The 15789-nt window shown below is 74.8% G+C and carries 15 protein-coding genes; 8 read left to right on the plus strand and 7 right to left on the minus strand.

Features of this window, described 5'->3' with window-relative positions:
* Positions 1–48: 48 nt before the first annotated feature.
* Positions 49–483 carry a MarR family winged helix-turn-helix transcriptional regulator gene (locus SVTN_RS12075; RefSeq protein WP_041129092.1) on the plus strand — a complete coding sequence of 145 codons (435 nt, stop codon included), beginning with the start codon at positions 49–51 and terminating at the stop codon, positions 481–483.
* A gap of 7 nt (positions 484–490) precedes the next feature.
* Here SVTN_RS12075 and SVTN_RS43180 read toward each other — a convergent pair whose 3' ends face one another.
* On the minus strand, positions 491–1654 hold the full coding sequence (locus tag SVTN_RS43180) for an SCO2400 family protein (protein ID WP_041129093.1): 1164 nt from the start codon (positions 1652–1654) through the stop codon (positions 491–493).
* A 470-nt stretch (positions 1655–2124) separates the two neighbouring features.
* On the opposite strand from SVTN_RS43180, the gene SVTN_RS12085 reads away from it, so the two are divergent.
* The gene (locus SVTN_RS12085) at positions 2125–3198 is read left to right on the plus strand and encodes a rod shape-determining protein (RefSeq protein ID WP_041129094.1); all 1074 of its coding nucleotides are present in this window, start codon (positions 2125–2127) and stop codon (positions 3196–3198) included.
* 44 nt (positions 3199–3242) lie between these two features.
* Positions 3243–4784: a GAF domain-containing sensor histidine kinase gene (locus SVTN_RS12090; RefSeq protein ID WP_078908318.1), complete on the plus strand. Its 1542-nt coding sequence runs from the start codon at positions 3243–3245 to the stop codon at positions 4782–4784.
* A 94-nt stretch (positions 4785–4878) separates the two neighbouring features.
* Here the strand turns inward: SVTN_RS12090 and SVTN_RS12095 are convergent, their stop codons facing one another.
* Both SVTN_RS12095 and SVTN_RS12100 read right to left on the minus strand, forming a co-directional pair.
* On the minus strand, positions 4879–5517 hold the full coding sequence (locus SVTN_RS12095) for a response regulator (protein WP_041129095.1): 639 nt from the start codon (positions 5515–5517) through the stop codon (positions 4879–4881).
* 38 nt (positions 5518–5555) lie between these two features.
* On the minus strand, positions 5556–6770 hold the full coding sequence (locus SVTN_RS12100) for a sensor histidine kinase (protein ID WP_041129096.1): 1215 nt from the start codon (positions 6768–6770) through the stop codon (positions 5556–5558).
* A gap of 176 nt (positions 6771–6946) precedes the next feature.
* Between SVTN_RS12100 and SVTN_RS12105 the strand changes: the two genes are divergently transcribed.
* Positions 6947–7444: a hypothetical protein gene (locus SVTN_RS12105; protein ID WP_245727519.1), complete on the plus strand. Its 498-nt coding sequence runs from the start codon at positions 6947–6949 to the stop codon at positions 7442–7444.
* Between the two features lie 129 nt (positions 7445–7573).
* Here the strand turns inward: SVTN_RS12105 and SVTN_RS12110 are convergent, their stop codons facing one another.
* The 3 genes from SVTN_RS12110 to SVTN_RS12120 all read right to left on the minus strand — a co-directional run bounded on the left by SVTN_RS12110 (position 7574) and on the right by SVTN_RS12120 (position 10765).
* Complete coding sequence (locus SVTN_RS12110; RefSeq protein WP_099055296.1) at positions 7574–8770, minus strand: MFS transporter; 1197 nt, start codon at positions 8768–8770, stop codon at positions 7574–7576.
* Positions 8771–8868: 98 nt separating this feature from the next.
* Positions 8869–9318: a GNAT family N-acetyltransferase gene (locus tag SVTN_RS12115; RefSeq protein WP_052499076.1), complete on the minus strand. Its 450-nt coding sequence runs from the start codon at positions 9316–9318 to the stop codon at positions 8869–8871.
* 73 nt (positions 9319–9391) lie between these two features.
* The gene (locus SVTN_RS12120; RefSeq protein WP_159026443.1) at positions 9392–10765 is read right to left on the minus strand and encodes a cytochrome P450; all 1374 of its coding nucleotides are present in this window, start codon (positions 10763–10765) and stop codon (positions 9392–9394) included.
* A gap of 124 nt (positions 10766–10889) precedes the next feature.
* Here SVTN_RS12120 and SVTN_RS12125 point away from each other — a divergent pair, with 124 nt between their 5' ends.
* The 3 genes from SVTN_RS12125 to SVTN_RS12135 are packed head-to-tail and all read left to right on the plus strand — an operon-like array spanning position 10890 to position 14474.
* Entirely contained in the window at positions 10890–12137 is a 1248-nt protein-coding gene (locus SVTN_RS12125) for a cytochrome P450 (RefSeq protein WP_041129099.1), read from the plus strand.
* Positions 12134–12835: an NUDIX domain-containing protein gene (locus SVTN_RS45490; protein WP_245727521.1), complete on the plus strand. Its 702-nt coding sequence runs from the start codon at positions 12134–12136 to the stop codon at positions 12833–12835. The genes SVTN_RS12125 and SVTN_RS45490 overlap by 4 nt, the downstream gene beginning before the upstream one ends.
* Positions 12836–12875: 40 nt before the next feature.
* A complete protein-coding gene (locus SVTN_RS12135) occupies positions 12876–14474 on the plus strand; it encodes a prenyltransferase/squalene oxidase repeat-containing protein (RefSeq protein ID WP_052499077.1) in 1599 nt (532 codons plus the stop codon).
* Positions 14475–14483: 9 nt separating this feature from the next.
* Here the strand turns inward: SVTN_RS12135 and SVTN_RS12140 are convergent, their stop codons facing one another.
* Positions 14484–14975, minus strand: a complete 492-nt coding sequence (locus SVTN_RS12140) for a MarR family winged helix-turn-helix transcriptional regulator (protein WP_041129100.1) — start codon at positions 14973–14975, stop codon at positions 14484–14486.
* A gap of 114 nt (positions 14976–15089) precedes the next feature.
* On the opposite strand from SVTN_RS12140, the gene SVTN_RS12145 reads away from it, so the two are divergent.
* A complete protein-coding gene (locus tag SVTN_RS12145; protein ID WP_041129101.1) occupies positions 15090–15506 on the plus strand; it encodes an organic hydroperoxide resistance protein in 417 nt (138 codons plus the stop codon).
* The last annotated feature ends 283 nt before the right edge of the window (positions 15507–15789 follow it).

The following is a 15789-nucleotide window of genomic DNA, read 5'->3' on the forward strand; positions in this document are numbered from 1 at the left end:
TGCGCCTGGATATTTCATGTTGTCAAGTATCTGGGTAGACTGAGGCCCATGGCCACCTCACGCACGGACCCCCTGACCCTCGAAGTCGTCGAGCTGATCGGCACGGTCGTGGCGCGCTACTACGAGGAGTACGAGCAGGCGGCCGCGCAGCACGCGCTGACCGGCGCCCAGGCCCGCGTCCTCGGCCTGCTCTCGCTCGACCCGCTGCCGATGCGCCGCATCGCCCAGAAGCTGAAGTGCGAGCCCTCCAACATCACCGGGATCGTCGACCGCCTGGAGGCCCGCGGCCTCGTCGAGCGCCGGCCCGACCCGGACGACCGGCGGGTCAAGCTGGCCGTCCCCACGGACGAGGGCCGGGACACCGCCCGCCGGCTCCGCGAGTCCCTGGACTTCGCGCGTGAGCCGCTCGGCGAGCTGACCGAGGCCGAGCGGACCCTGCTCCGGGACCTGCTGAAGCGCATGCTGGGCGTGGACGTCGCGTAACGCCGCTCTACACGCACCACCAGAGGAAGCGGGTGCAGGTCGGCGTCGGGCTGGGCGTCGGGGTCCGGCTCGGCGTGGGGCCGGTGGTCGCGGGCGCGGCCGTGCCGGGCGTTCCCGAGCCGGTCGGCGTCGGGCCGCTCGCCGTCGTGGACGCGGTCGCGGTCGCGGTGGGCGTGGCGGAGGGGGACGCCGGGCCGGTGGTCGTCGGCGCGGCGGTGGGGGCGCCGCCGGCCCCTTGACCGGTACCGGTACCGGAGCCGACGCCTGTTCCCATACCCGTACCGGAGCCCGCACCCGCCCCCGAGCCGGATCCTGATCCTGATCCCGAGTCCGAGCCCGAGCCCGTGCTCACCTGACGGGGGCGTACGGGGACGGAGCTCGGCGCGTCCGTCGCCGGGGCCGGGCTCGTCCCCTCCGGCGTCACGGAGGTCTCCGGGGGCGTGGGGGACAGCGGGGTCTCGGTGACCTCCAGCTCCTCGACGGCCGTCGCGGCGCCGTCCTGCGGCGGCTCCTCCAGGGCGACCTTCGCCAGGGTCAGCGTCCCGGCCGCGAGGACCAGGCCCACCGTCCCCACCAGGACCGTACGGCCCCGGCCCGACCGCGACCCCCTCCCCCGCCGCGCGGCGGAACGGCCCCGCGCGGCGGAACGGTCCTGCGCGGCGGAACGGTCCTGCGCGGCGACGCGGGCGGCACGGCGCCCGCCGGGGGCCGGGCGCGGCGGTTCGAGGACGTCCAGCTCGTAGACGTGCTCGGGCGCGGGCCGGTCCGGATCGTCGGAGTCCACGGGAGCGTCCGGCGCCTCGTGGGCTGCGGGCGCGGCCGATTGGCCGTAGGCGGCGGGCGCGTCCGGCGTCTCGTAGACCGCGGGCGCAGTCTGCTGGCCGTACGCGGGCACAGTCTGCTGGCCGTAGCCCGCGGGCGCGGCCGGCTGGCCGTAGGCCGCGGCCCGGTCCGGCGCCGCATGGGCCGCAGGCGCGGTCGGTTGACCGTAGGCCGAAGGCCTGCCCGGCATCTCGTAGATCGCGGGCCGGGTCGGCTCGCCGTAACCGTGGTCCGGGGTGTGGACCGGTATGTGGGGGGGCTCGTACCGCAGTTCCTCGACGGGAGTCCCGCACCCGGCACAGGCGAGGGCCCCGTTGAGATGCCGCCGGCACGCGTGGCAGTAGTCCATGGGGCCCGCAGGCTATGCGGCCCGGTACGGCGTCAGGTAGGCGCGGAAGTGAGGATCCTGTGTGGAAACCGCAGGTCGTCGGCGGTGCGCCGTGATTCTCCCGCTTCGGGAGGGATGGCCCCCGGAATGCCCCTCACCCGGAGTGCGGCCTCCGACACCGCCCGCACCGGAGGCCGGGCGACACGGCCGACCCGCCCGCACCGGACCCCCGGGCGACGCAGCCCACCCGCCCGCACCAGGCCCCCGGGCGACGCCACACATCCGCCCGCACCGGACGCCGGGCGACACAGCCCACCCGCCCGCACCGGACCCCCGGGCCGCGCAGCCCGCCACCCGCACCGGAGCCCCGGGCGGCGCAGCCCAGCGCGCGCCGCGCCGCGGACGGCCGGACGATGCGAACAGGACCGCGAATCGCGACCCGCCTCGCGCCCCCCTCGCCCGTGCCAGCACCGCACTCCGGAGGATCCGCCGTGACCGTCAGCCTTGAGCAGCTGCGTCGTTGCCATGTCGCCGTCGACCTGGGTGCCGCCCGCACCCGGGTCTTCGTGAAGGGCGCCGGACTCGTCGTCGACGAGCCGAGCGTCGCCGCCGTCAACACCCGTACCGGAGCGCTGATCGCCGTCGGCGCGCTCGCCGAGAAGATGACCGGCCGCACCCCCGACTACATCCGGGTCATGCGCCCGGTCTCGGGCGGCACGGTCGTCGACATCGAGATGGCGCAGCGGATGCTCCGTCACCTCCTCGGCGAGAAGCTCCGACGGCAGCTGCGCCGCAAGCCCCGGCTGCGCGCGGCCGCCTGCACCCCGCACGACAGCGATCCGCTGGCGCAGCGCGCCGCCGTGGAGACCCTCGTCGGTCTCGGGGCGCGCCGGGTCGAGCTGGTCGACACCCTGATCGCGGCGGCCGTGGGCTGCGGGCTTCCCGTCGAGCAGCCGACGGCGACCATGATCCTGGTGTGCGGGGCGGCGACCACGCAGGTCGCGGTGCTGTCGCTCGGCGCGATCGTCACGGCCGAGCGGATGCCGGTCGGCGGCAACGCCATCGACCACGCCGTCATCCAGCACCTGCGCCACCACCACGAGCTGATGCTGCCGAGCCAGTCGGTGCGCCCGCTGCAACTGGCCCTCAGCGGCAACGGCCTGACCGTGCAGGGGCCGGCCTGGACGGAGATCCACGGCCGGGACGTCGCGACGGGCCTGGCCCGTTCGGTGACCGTCGACACCGCCGCCGTGCGGGACGCGATCCACACCCCGCTGACGGCGGTCCTCGACGGCATCGGGAAGGTGCTGCGGGACTGCCCGCCGGACCTGGTGGCCGACCTCGCGGACCGCGGGATCATGATGGTGGGCGGCAGCGCCCTGCTGCCGGGCCTGGACCAGATGCTGCGCGAGGCGACCGGGATGCCGGTGCACATCGCCGAACGGCCGGACGTGTGCGCGATCCTGGGGCTCGGCGCGATGCTGGAGGGCAAGGTCCAGCCGATGATCCTCGACCCGCTGGCGGAGCGGGACCCGCTCGCCGACCCGCTCGCCGACGAGGACTGAACCCCGATCACCCGAAAACGGATGATTCGCACGACAATGAGGCCATGACGATCATGGACGAGGGCACCGAGGCCGCAGACGCGGAGGACGTCCCCCGCCTGCCCATGCTGCTCGAAGCGGTCCTCGGCGTCGGCACGGACCTCGAACTCCGCACCACCCTCCAGCACATCGTGGACTCCGCCACCGAGCTGACCGGAGCCCGCTACGGGGCGCTCGGGGTCGTCGACCCCGAGCGCCACCGCCTCACCGAGCTCTTCACCTCCGGTGTGACGGACGAGGAGCGGCAGCGGATCGGGCGCCTCCCCGGCGGCCACGCCGGGCTGATCGGCGCCCTGGTCCGGGACCCGCAGCCGCTGCGGCTCGACGACCTGACGGCCGATCCGCGTTCCTCCGGCGTGCCCGAGGGCCACCCGGAGATGCGCACCTTCCTCGGCGTCCCGATCCGGGTGCACACCGAGGTCTTCGGCAATCTGTACCTCACCGAGAAGCGCGCGGGCCCCTTCACCGAGGAGGACCTCGCCCTGCTGCGGGTCCTCGCCTCCCAGGCCGGCATCGCCATCGGCAACGCCCGCCTGTACGAGACGGCCCGGCAGCGGGAGCGGTGGATCGAGGGCGCGGCCGCGGTGACCACGGCCCTGCTCACCGGCGCCACCGCCGAGAACGCCCTGACGACCGTCGCCGAGCGGGCCCGCGTCCTCGCCGACGCCTCGGCCGGCGTGGTCCTCCAGCCCACCGAGGAGGGCGGGATGGAGATCGTCGCCGCCTCCACCCCGGACGACCCGGGTGACCTGGTCGGCACGACGATCGCGCCCGGCTCCCCCGTCCTGGTCCAGCTCCTCGGCGGGGAGCCTGTGTTCGTCGAGGACTCGGCGACCGACCCCCGGATGACGACGCACGTACGGTCCCGCTTCGGCCCGTCGATGATGCTGCCGCTGCAGAGCGGCGGCAAGCTCATCGGCACCCTCGCCCTGCCCCGGCGGCGCGGCGGCGCGCCCTACTCGGCGGTGGACCGGCTGCTCGCCTCGCAGTTCGCCTCGCAGGCGGCGCTCGCGCTCGTCCTCGCGGACGCACGGCACGACCGGGAGCGCCTCGCGGTCTTCGAGGACCGCGACCGGATCGCCCGTGACCTGCACGACCTGGTGGTGCAGCGGCTGTTCGCCACGGAGATGATGCTGGAGTCCACCCGCCGGCGGGCGGCCGGCTCCTCCGACGAGAACGCGCTGCTCGGCCGGGCCGTGGACGAACTGGACTCGACGATCCAGGAGGTCCGGACGACCATCTTCGCGCTCCAGCAGCCGCCGGCGGACGCGCCGACCTCCTTCCGGGGGCGGGTGCTGCGCGAGACCGGCGGGGCCGCGGTCCTGCTCGGCTTCCAGCCGTCCGTGCACTTCGCCGGGGCGGTCGACACGCTCGTCGACGAGGAGACCGCGGGCAGGCTCCTCACCGTACTGCGCGGGGCGCTCGCGGCGGCGCACCGGCGGCCCGGGGTCGGCGCGATCACGGTCGAGGTGTCGGCGGGGGCCGGCGGCGCCCGACTGCGCGTGGAGGACGACGGCACGCCGCCGACGACGGTGAGCTGGCCCTGACCCGTACGACCGGACCGGGGACGAAGGCGAGCCGGCCACGGAGCGGGCCGAGATCACGGCCGGCCGCTCATGAGGATCACCCGGGAACCGTCTCCTAGGCGCCCACTCCCAGGAAACGCAGCACGGCCAGGACCCGGCGGTGGTCGGCGTCCGCCTTGGGGAGGTCGAGTTTGGCGAGGATGCTGTTGATGTGTTTGGCGACCGCGCTCTCGCTGACCACCAGTTGGGCGGCGATGCCCGCGTTGGAGCGGCCCTCGGCCATGAGGGCGAGCACCTCCCGTTCGCGGGCCGTCAGCCGTTCCAGCGGATCGTTCGACCGCCGTACGAGGAGCTGGGCGACGACCTGCGGATCGAGCGCGGTACCACCGTCCGCGACCCGCCGCAGCGCCTCGATGAACTCCTCGACGTCCGCGACCCGCTGCTTGAGCAGATAGCCCACGCCGCTGGTGTGGGCGGCGAGCAGGTCGGCCGCGTAGCGCTCCTCGACGTACTGGGAGAGCAGCAGCAGGGCGGTCGACGGCCGGCTGCGGCGGATCGACAGCGCGGCACGCACTCCCTCGTCCGTGAAGCCCGGTGGCATCCGGACGTCCACCACCGCCAGGTCGGGCCGGTGCTCCTCGACCGCGGCGAGGAGTCCCTCGGCGTCGCCCACCTCGGCGGCCACCTCGAAGCCGGCCATCTCGACCACCTTGACCAGGCCCATCCGCAACAGGACGGAGTCCTCGGCGATCACCGCACGTCGTCCGCGGGGCTCCTCCTGCCCCGCGCCCCTCAGTTCTGACACGGCAGATCCACGCTCATCATGGTCGGTCCCCCTACCGGGCTGCTCATCCGGAACGTTCCGTCGACTGATCGCACGCGCTGGGCGAGCCCCGTCAGGCCGCTTCCCCTGCCGGGGTCGGCGCCGCCCAGGCCGTCGTCCGTGATCACCATCCGTAGTATCCCGCCCAGCCGGGTGACCGTCACATCGGCCCGGGTCGCCTCGCGTGCGTGCTTGGCGACGTTCGTCAGCGCCTCGGAGACCACGAAGTAGGCGACCGCCTCGACGGCGGGCGCCGGCCGTCGCGGCAGGTCCGTCCTCAGTCGTACGGGCAGCGGGGCGCGGGCCGCGAGTCCCGACAGGGCCGCGTCCAGGCCGAGTTCGTCCAGGACGGCGGGGTGCAGTCCGCGTACGAGACCGCTCAGCTCCTCGATCGCCTCCTTCGCCTCCCGGTGCGCCGCGTCGATCACCTCGCGCGCCTCGGGCGGCAGGTCCACCAGCGTGGCCTTGGCGATGCCCAGGTTCAGTGCGAGCGACACGAGTCGCTGCTGCGCTCCGTCGTGGAGGTCCCGTTCGATGCGGCGCCGTTCCGCGTCGGCGGCGTCGACCGCGCCGGCCCGGCTCTCGGTGAGGTCCTCGACCCGCCGCACCAGGTCCTCTTCCCTGCTGCGGCCGAGCAGGGTGGGAACCACCTCGCTCTCGAAGCGTACGAGGGCGGCGGCCAGGTACGGGACGGCCGCCAGCACGAGCAGTCCCGCCACGGAGAGGTACGCGGCCTGCGTGGCGTACTCGGGGTGCTCGATCCGCCATTTCCGGGGGATCGCGTAGACCCACACCGTGGTCAGGGAGAGGGCGAGTCCGGCCGGGATCAGCACCGCCACCACCGCTTCGAGCGTGCCGAACAGCATCCCGGCCAGGGAGTGGTAGGCGAGCTGCCGCCACGGCCGCCGCAGCCCGGGGCGGGGGATGTCGATGCCGAGCAGCCGCCGGAAGCGCCAGCGCTGGGCCACGGTCAGCGCGGGGACGCAGAACACCGTCGCCACGACCACGAACCCCAGGGCGATCGGCGCGCTGTCGTCCGCTCCTCCGATGACCCCCCACAGGAGTCCGTAGACCCCGGCCAGCAGGGAAACCATGAGGAGGTGGAGCGGTGCCCCCAGCGCGAGGAAGGACGCGTCGCGCGTCAGGCGGGTGAGCGCTCGCCGCAGCCGGGTCCGGATCTTCATGTCCCCACCGTAGGTGTCGGCCCCCGCGGCCTGCCATGAAGCTGCTGTCCGCGCCGGGGGTGCAACCAGTGCCACCCCAAAACGGACAACGGTGTTACTGACTCCGGAGAGCGGCGACGGGAGGGTTGATCCCGAGCCCGACGGCCGGGCCCCCGACCCCGGAAGGGACCTCCGACATGGCCCTCACCTCCTCCATCGCCCTTGCCGCCGACGGCAGTCGCCCCGCATCGGGTACGGCCCACGGCGCCCCTCGCCTCAGCCGCGTCCGCCGCCGGCAGGGTCGTGTGCTCATGGGCGCGGGCCTCGCCCTGCTGCCCTGGCTCGGCTACCTCGCCGGCGCCCTGCCGCCCCCCGAGGCCGCCGCCTGGGTCGCCCTCGACGCCCTGGAGGCCGCCGCGCTGCTCACCGCCGGCAGCCGGCTGCTGCGCGCCGACGGCCGTCACCGCGCGCCCGCGGCCGCCGCGGCGGTGCTCCTCCTCGCCGACGCCTGCGTCGACCTCGCCACCTCCGCCGCCGGACCGGAACTGGCCGTCGCCGTCGTCATGGCCGTGGTCGCGGAACTCCCCCTCGCGGTCTTGTGCGCGGTGATCGCCGCGCACCCGCGCCGGAGCGGTCCCCGGCCCGGGCCGTCGGCCGCGCCCCACCCGCGGCACGGACGGAATTCCTCCCGGTAGCCCCCGGGTGGTCCGGGTGCCGCGAGGAGTCTTGGCCCGTGGGGCGGGAGTCGACCCCGATCGGCCCTGGCGGTCATCCGCCGTGGCGGCCAACCGCCGGGAGGGGCCGGGTCGTTCGGGGAGGTTCGGTCACGGAGTCGGATCGAGGGCGTCATAGCGGCGGAATCCGCGCCCGTACAGGGCGAGGAGTCCGATCGCGAGGACGCAGGCGATTCCGCCGCCGGTGATGGCGACCGCCGGCGAGGTGAGGTCGGCGACGGAGCCCGCGAGGAAGTCGCCGAGCCGGGGCCCGCCCGCGACGACCACGATGAAGACGCCCTGGAGCCGGCCGCGCATCTCGTCCGGGGCGGCGACCTGCATCATCGTGTTCCGGAAGATCATCGAAACGGTGTCGGAGTAGCCGGCGAGGGCGAGCAGGAGCAGCCCGAGCCAGAGGTTCCGGGTGAGTCCGAAGACGGCGATGGCGGTGCCCCAGGCGGCGACGGCGAGGAGGATCGCCTGCCCGTGGTGGCGGATGCGGCCCTGCCAGCCGGAGAGGACCCCGCCGAGGAGCGCCCCGAACGCGGGCGCGGCGACGAGGAGTCCGGTGGTCTTCGCGTCGCCGCCGAACCAGAGGACGGCGACGGCCGGGAACAGCGCGCGGGGGTGGGCGAGGATCATCGCGCAGAAGTCCGAGAAGAACGTCATGCGCAGGTTGGGGCGGGTGGCGAGGAACCGCAGTCCGTCGAGGACGGAGGCCCGCTTGCCGCCGGTCCGCTCCGGGAGCATGGACGGCAGTCGCCACATCGCGTACAGGCTCGCGGTGAAGGCGACGGCGTCGATGGAGTACGCGGTCTGGTAGCCGGCGAGGCCGACGATCAGGCCGCCGAGGCTCGGCCCGACGAGCGTGCCGAAGGTCATGACCATCGAGTTGAGCGCGTTGGCGGCGCGCAGCTGCTCGGGCGGCAGGAGCCGGGGGATCATCGAGGAGCGGGCGGGCGCGTTGAGCGCGGTGCACACGGCCTGGAGGGCGACGATCCCGTACAGGAACCAGACGTGGTGGAAGCCGGCGAACGCGGCACCGGCGAGGGCGATGGAGAGCGCGGCGGAGCCGCTGGCGCTGGCGAGGCCGAGCTTGCGGCGGTCGACGGTGTCGGCGATGGCGCCGCCGTACAGGCCGAAGACGACGAGCGGGACGAGGGAGAAGAGGCCGACGAGCCCGACGGAGAAGGGCGAGCGGGTGATGTCGTACACCTGGAGGGAGATGGCGAGCGACGTCATGCCCTGGCCGACCCAGGAGACGGTGCTGCCGAACCAGAGGCGGCGGAAGTGCGCGGAGGTGCGCAGCGGGGTGAGGTCGGCGAGGACCTTGCGGCGGTCCCGCGCCTGCTCCTGCCCCCGGCTTCCCTGGGTGTCCTGGGGGTCCTGGGTGTCCTGGGTGGCGGTCACGCGACGTCGTACCGCAGCTCGGGGCGCTCCCAGTGGATGCGTCCGGTGGGCCGTACGGTGCCGGTGCGGATGGCGCCGGTCCGCAGGTAGAACTCCTCGGCGGGCGGGTGCGCGACGACCCGCACGGAGCCGAGCCCGGCGGCCCTGGCCTGCTCGGTCATGTGCTCCATGAGGAGCCGGCCTATGCCGAGTCCCTGGGCGGCGTCGGCGACGAACGCGAGGTCGAGCTCGGCCTCGTCGACGAGGAGCGCGTAGAACCCGAGGACGCGGCCGCCGTCGTCGTCGACGGCGACGTAGACGGGGTGGTGCTCGATGTACGGGCCGCCGACCTGGTAGCCCTCGACCATGGCGGCGTAGTCGCCCCGGTAGGCCCCTGAGGTCCGGACGAGCCGGGTGAGCCGTGGGGAGTCGTCGGCGGTGGCGCGCCGGATGGTGATGTCGGACATGAGGCGAGTATAGGAGCGGATACGGCCGATGCTCCTTACAATTTAGTGAACGCGGAACGGAGGCCCCCTCGGCTCACCGCTCCGCGAGCCGCATCGGCTGCGGCCCCGGGGAGAGGACGATGCGCGGAACGGGGCGGGGCGGGCGCGGGGAGACCGGGGTCAGGCGCCAGCGGGAGGCGATCGCGGCGATCGCGAGACCGGCCTCGGTGCTGCCGAACACGTCGCCGACGCACTTGGTGGCACCGAGCCCGAAGGGCAGCCAGGCGTCCCGCGGCACGTCCGCTCCGGCCCACCGGCCGGGGTCGAAGCGCGCGGGGTCCGGGAAGAGTTCGGGCCGCCGGTGGAGGAGATAGAGACAGCAGATGACGACGGAGCCGGGCGGCAGGACCTTCCCGGCCAGCTCGGTCTCGCGGGTGGCGGTGCGGGTGATCGCCCAGGCCGGCGGGTAGAGGCGCAGCGCCTCGCGGACCACGTCGCGGGTGTACGGCAGCCGGGGCAGGTCGACCCCGGTGACGGGGTCTCCGGCCAGGACGGTGTCGAGCTCCCCGTGCAGCCGGGCGGTGGCCCCGGGGTGGTCGGCGAGGAGGCGCAGGGCCCAGGCGACGACGGAGGAGGTGGTCTCTGCGCCGGCGAGGACCAGGGTGGCGACCTGGTCGCCGAGTTCGACGTCCGACAGGGCCCGGCCGTGCTCGTCGCGCACGGCGAGGAGCAGCGAGAGGGCGTCGCCGTGGTCCACCCCGGCCGCCCGGTAGGCGGCGACGATGGCGGCGACGCCGGTACGCCAGCGGGTCAGGGCCCGGCGGTAGCGGCGGCGGGACGGGGACGGCGCCCGGTCGACGGCGGGCGCCACGACCCGTGTGTAGACCCCGCGCAGCAGGACTTCGAGGGCCTCGCGCAGCTCCTCGGCGGCGCCCGGGGCGATGCCGGCGGAGAACAGGGTGCGGACGGCGACGGCGGTGGTGAGCCGGAACGCCTCCTCGGTGACGTCGACGACCGCTCCGGGCCGCCAGCGCGCGGTCAGGGCCGCCGTCTCGGCCGTCATCACGGCGGCGTAGCGGTCCATGAGGGAGGGGTGGAAGGCGGGCTGGAGAGCCCGCCGTTGGTCCCGGTGCTCGGCGTTCGGACAGGTGGCGAGCCCGTTGCCGAGGAGTGCGCGGACCTTCTCGTACAGGACGCCGCTCCGGTCGAAGGACCGCCGGTCGGTGAGGACGCGGCGGACGAGCGCGGGATGACTCACGACGTGGGCGGTCCGGGTCCCCATCCGCACGCGGACCACGTCGCCGTGACCGGACAGCGAGTCGAGGAAGGCGAGCGGCCGGCCGGCCAGGTGGGGCAGATGCCCGAGCAGGGGCCAGGCCCCGGGCGCGCGGCCGTACCGGGGCGGGGAGGCGGGGACCGCCCCGGGCTCCGGCTCCGGGGTCCCGGCCGGGTCGTTCGGGCGGCTCATGGTGCACCCACCCCCCTCCCCCCGCCACCGCGAGCGGCACCGCGGCAGAAGATCGAACTGGATCTGAAGATCGCTCAGGGCGCTACGATACGTCATCATGCAATCGCAATGCGTGACGGATGGCATGCCCCCCGACTACCTCGACGACGAGGCCGTGTCGGCCTGGACCGCCTCCGGAGCACCCCTCGTCGACCTCCTCCGCCGGGCCCACACCCCGGGCCGGCTGACCGGGTTCCGCCGGGGCGGCCGGGCGGCGGTCCTGGTGACGGAGCCCCGGCACGTGCACCAGGTGCTCGGCGTCGGCGGCGAGCGGTACGTGAAGCGCTCGCACCGGGCGAGGCCCCTCCTCGGCGACGGCATGATCACCGCCACGGGCGAGGCCTGGCGGTCCCAACGGAAGCTCCTCCAGGCGATGTTCACGGGCCGGGGCGTCCAGCGCTGGGAGCGGCACATCACGGGGGCGGCGGCGTGCGTCGTCGACCGCTGGGCGGAGCGGGCCCGCCGGGGCGAGCCCACGGACATCGCCGAGGACGTGCAGTTCTTCACCGTCGACACGATCTGGCGCTCGCTGACCGACCGGCCCCTGGACGAGGAGACGTACGTCGACCTGGCGGCCGTGCAGGACGTCGTCGCGGCGCTCCCCGCCGAGGTCGGCGGCGCGAGCACGCTGCCGCCGGAGGCCGAGGCGGCGCTCGCCGCGCTCGACGAGCGGATGTTCCGGGCGCTCGCCGACGCCCGGGTCCGCCACCGGGCGGGCGGCGCCGGGGCGAGCGTCCTGGACCGGCTGCTCGACGCGGCCGGGACGGATCCGGCGTACACGGACCGGTTGATCCGCGATGAGCTCGTCACCCTGCTCACCGCCGGGTACGAGAGCAGCGCCCGCACGCTGACCTGGGCGTTCGTCCTGCTCTGCGAGCATCCGGAGGTCATGGAGCGGGCCGCCGGGGACGCGCGGGCCGTCGGGGCGGTGCTCTCCGAGACGCTGCGGCTCTACCCGACGGGCTGGCTGCTGCCCCGGCACAGCCCGGCGGACGAGACGCTGGACGGCTGGGCGATCCCCGCCGGTACGGACCTCCTCGTCTGCCCGTACCTCACCCACCGCGACCCGGAGGTCTGGCCCGAGCCCGAGGTCTTCGATCCGGGCCGCTTCCCGGTCCGGTCGCCGCTGCCGCCCGGCGCGTACCTCCCCTTCGGCATGGGTCCGCGGGCCTGTCTCGGCACGCGGTTCGCGATGCGGGAGATGGAGGAGCTGCTCGGCGCGCTCCTCGCCCGCTTCGAGGTGGAGCCGACCGGGCCGGTGGGCGGGGCCGTGTTCGGCATCAACCTGCGCCCGGCGGGCCCGCTGCACGCGCGCGTCCGCGAGCGCACGTGAACGCGCCCGCACCCGCGCCCGAGGAACGCCCGCCCGACGGCCGCGCGCCCGAGCGGTACGGCTCCGGAGCCCGGGCTCCCGAGGGATACGGCTTCGAGGCCCGGACTCCCGAGGCGTACGGCCCCGAGGCCCGGACTCCCGAAGCGTACGGCCCCGAGGGATGCGGCCCCGGGCGGTACGGACCCGGCCCCCGCGCGCCCGAGCGGTACGCCCCCGAGCGGGTCGACTACGTCGATCCCCGGGACCGGGTGGTGGCCCAGGGCGGGCGGGCCGCCGGGCCTCCCTCCGGGCTGCTCAAGCGGTACGCGGCGACCGTCTGCACCGATCACTCCGGCCGGGTCCTCCTCTACCGGCGGACCGCCTCGGCACCCGCCTACCCGGACCACTACGACGTCCTGATCGGCGGGGCGGTCCGCAGCGGCGAGGAGTACCGCGCGGCCGCGCTCCGGGAGCTCCGCGAGGAGCTGGGCTGGGAGCGGGCGCCCGGCCTCGCCGAGGCGTACCGGATCCGCGTCGACGATCCGCACGGCGCCTGCTTCCTGACGGTCCACCGCTGGGTGGCGGACCGCCCGCCCCGGCCCGATCCGCGGGAGATCGCCTGGTGCGGCTTCGTCGCGCCGCTCGCGGTCCTGACCGGCGGCTACACCCCGCTGGTCCCGGCCGGCGCGGAGGCCGTACGGCGCCTCTTCCCCCGCTGACCGCCACCCCGCTCTTCGTACGACACCACCGAAGGACACCATGACGCACCGCGCGCTGCCCTTACCCGGCGTCTCCCTCGCCGTCCCCGGCCCCCGCCCGGCACCGCTCCCGGGAGCCGAGCGGCTCGACCGTGCCAGGGCCCGGCTCGCCACCCGTCTGGTGGCGGCCGCCGGACCCGACGGGCTGCTCCGGGCCCCGTGCGACAGCCGGCTCCTGGAGTCCGCGCTGGCCCTGCGGCTGCTCACGGTGACGGGCGTGGACCCGGACGCCCAGGAGCGGCTGACCCGGCGGCTGAAGACCGCCGTGGACGAGGGCGCCCCCGATCCCGTGCAGGAGGCGGCGGCCCGCGCGGCGCTCGGCGAGTACGCGGACGGGCGGGGCGCGCTCGCCCGGCTGCTCGGCGGCTTCGACCACTTCACCGCCGGGCGCAAGCGGCTGATGTTCCAGACGCTCCTGGCGGAGCTGGGCGCCCACTCCTTCCCCGAACTCCCCTCCCCCGGGGCCGCCTTCGAGGCGTGCGGCCAACAGCGGTGGCTGATCACGGAGATGGCCGCCCTCAAGGTCCTGTACGCCCACGGGACCGGGGCGCCGCGGCTCGTGACGGAGGAGGACTGGCGGGCGCTCGAACCCTGCTCGCTGCCCGGCCCGCCCCCGTACGGCAACCACCTCGCCCGGATCCTCGCCCTGCTCGCGCTGCGGTTCCGGCCCCGGTACGCGGCGACCGTACGGGCGCGGGCGCGGGAGCTGCGCACCTGGCTGCGCGAGGACGGCGGACTGCCGTTCCTCACGGGCATGGACGTGTTCGCGACGGCGACCGGCGGGCTCGCCCTGGCCGGGGCGGGCGCCCCCGCGCACACCCTGCGGGCCCTCGCGACGGCGCTGACGGAGCACCGGAACGCCGACGGCGGCTGGGGGTTCGACCGGGGCGTCGCACAGAGCGACGTGGACGACACCGCGTACTGCGTGGAGTTCCTGCGGGCGACGGACCCGGGGCTCTTCGGCGCCGAGGTGGCGGCCGGCGAGCGGTACCTGCTCGCCCGGCAGGGCGCGGACGGCGGCTTCCCGACCTTCGAGCACGGCACCGCGTCCGAGGTGGGGATAACGGCGGCGGCCGTGAACGCGCTGGCGCCCGAGCCCGCGCACCGGTCGGCGGTGGAGGCCGGCGTCCGGTTCGTCGTGGTCCGGCAGGAGGGCGCGGGGCCGTTCGAGCGCAGCTGGAGCCTCAACGAGAGCAACGCCCTGTTCCGTACCGTCCTCGCCCACGACTCCTTCCTGGCCGTGGCGCCCGGCCATCCGGCCCGGCACGAGGTGGCGCGGGCCCGGGAGCGGGCCGTGGCCCGGCTGGTCGACACGCAGAACGCGGACGGCGGCTGGGGGCACGTGCCGTCCGATCCGAGCGACCCGATCAGCACCGCGTACGCGCTGATCGCGGTGGCCCGGACGCCGACCGTGCCGTCCGCCCGGGGTGCGACCGGGCGGGCGGTGCGCCACCTCCTGGAGCGGCAGCGGCCGGCCGGCGGCTTCGTGTCCCGGCCGGACCAGGCCGGGCCCCGGCCGCTCGCGTACCACGTGCCGCTCCTGACGGACGTGTGCGTGCTGCTGGGCCTGAACCACGCGCGCGCGTACGCGACGCCGTGAAGGGGTGTCCTACAGACCGGTCGCGCAGGAGGACAGGTCGTCCGGGTCGACGGCGTCGAGCCGGACGGCGAGCGCGTCGAGCCGCTCCCGCAGGTCGCGGATCTCCTCGAGGCCGAGGCCGGTGGCGGCGGCGATCCGGCGCGGCACGCCGAGGGCCTTCTCGCGCAGGGCGGTGCCGTCGCCGGTGAGGCGCACGGTGACGGACCGCTCGTCCTCGGGGCTGCGGCGGCGCTCGACGTGTCCGGCCGCTTCGAGCCTCTTGAGCAGCGGTGACAGGGTCCCGGAGTCGAGCCGCAGCCGCTCGCCGATGCCCTTCACGGGCAGCTCGCCGTGCTCCCAGAGCACGAGCATGACGAGGTACTGGGGATAGGTGAGCCCGAGCTCCTTGAGGGCCTCGCGGTAGACGCCGTTGAAGGCGCGGGTCGCCGCGTGCAGCGAGAAGCAGATCTGGTGGTCGAGCCGGAGGAAGTCCTCGTCCGGGACCGTGTCGAGCGTCTCCATGGCTCCAGGATACGCGAGGATCCTCACACGCGATTAAGTTGTGCACAACTTAATCGTGCGCTACAAATGAGAGGTCACCACTTCCCGGAACCCGGACAGGACGGAAGAACACCCATGGACGCGATCTACACCGCCGTCGCCACCGCCAACGGCCGCGAGGGCCGCGCCGTCAGCTCCGACGGCCACATCGACCTCCCCCTCGCCCACCCGCAGGCCCTCGGCGGCAACGGTCAGGGCACCAACCCCGAGCAGCTCTTCGCCGCCGGGTACGCGGCCTGCTTCGCCAGCGCCATGGGCGTGGTCGCCCGCCAGGAGAAGATCGACATCTCCGAGGCCTCCGTCACCGCCGAGGTCTCGATCGGCAAGGACCCGGCGGACGGCGGCTTCGGCCTCGCGGTCGTGATGCGCGCCGAGTTCCCCGACCACCTCCAGGGCGAGGCGGGCCTCGCGCTCCTGAAGAAGACGCACGCGTTCTGCCCGTACTCCAAGGCCACCCGCGGAAACATCGAGGTCGAGCTCGTCGTCGAGTAGTCCGCCGGCTCGCCGCTCGCCGGTTCGCCGAGCAGTTCGGCGAGTGGTTTTCTGTTGGTTCACGTACGCCCCCGGAGGTCAATGACCCACCGGGGGCGTTCGGTTGTGAGTTTTCACGTTCGGGCACGGGGGGTTCGCTTGGCGTACGGCGGGCAGTCATGGAACGGCCGCCGGGCCGTGGTCCACGGGCGCTCTCCTTGGGGCGCCCGTCGGCCGGGTCCGTCCGGCCGTGCGCGCACCCGCACCCCCACCGTTCGCACGCATCCCCGGAGGACAACTCCCC

The sequence above is a fragment of the Streptomyces vietnamensis genome (genome assembly GCF_000830005.1).
Lineage (GTDB): Bacteria > Actinomycetota > Actinomycetes > Streptomycetales > Streptomycetaceae > Streptomyces > Streptomyces vietnamensis.

Excerpts from the sequence above, each read along its gene's own strand:
- SVTN_RS12100 (WP_041129096.1), bottom strand. The coding sequence starts at position 6,770 with ATGAAGATCCGGACCCGGCTGCGGCGAGCGCTCACCCGCCTGACGCGC.
- SVTN_RS12145 (WP_041129101.1), top strand. The coding sequence starts at position 15,090 with ATGGACGCGATCTACACCGCCGTCGCCACCGCCAACGGCCGCGAGGGC.
- SVTN_RS12125 (WP_041129099.1), top strand. The coding sequence starts at position 10,890 with ATGCCCCCCGACTACCTCGACGACGAGGCCGTGTCGGCCTGGACCGCC.
- SVTN_RS12105 (WP_245727519.1), top strand. The coding sequence starts at position 6,947 with ATGGCCCTCACCTCCTCCATCGCCCTTGCCGCCGACGGCAGTCGCCCC.
- SVTN_RS12090 (WP_078908318.1), top strand. The coding sequence starts at position 3,243 with ATGACGATCATGGACGAGGGCACCGAGGCCGCAGACGCGGAGGACGTC.
- SVTN_RS12075 (WP_041129092.1), top strand. The coding sequence starts at position 49 with ATGGCCACCTCACGCACGGACCCCCTGACCCTCGAAGTCGTCGAGCTG.
- SVTN_RS12140 (WP_041129100.1), bottom strand. The coding sequence starts at position 14,975 with ATGGAGACGCTCGACACGGTCCCGGACGAGGACTTCCTCCGGCTCGAC.
- SVTN_RS12120 (WP_159026443.1), bottom strand. The coding sequence starts at position 10,765 with ATGAGCCGCCCGAACGACCCGGCCGGGACCCCGGAGCCGGAGCCCGGG.
- SVTN_RS12135 (WP_052499077.1), top strand. The coding sequence starts at position 12,876 with ATGACGCACCGCGCGCTGCCCTTACCCGGCGTCTCCCTCGCCGTCCCC.
- SVTN_RS12115 (WP_052499076.1), bottom strand. The coding sequence starts at position 9,318 with ATGTCCGACATCACCATCCGGCGCGCCACCGCCGACGACTCCCCACGG.
- SVTN_RS43180 (WP_041129093.1), bottom strand. The coding sequence starts at position 1,654 with ATGGACTACTGCCACGCGTGCCGGCGGCATCTCAACGGGGCCCTCGCC.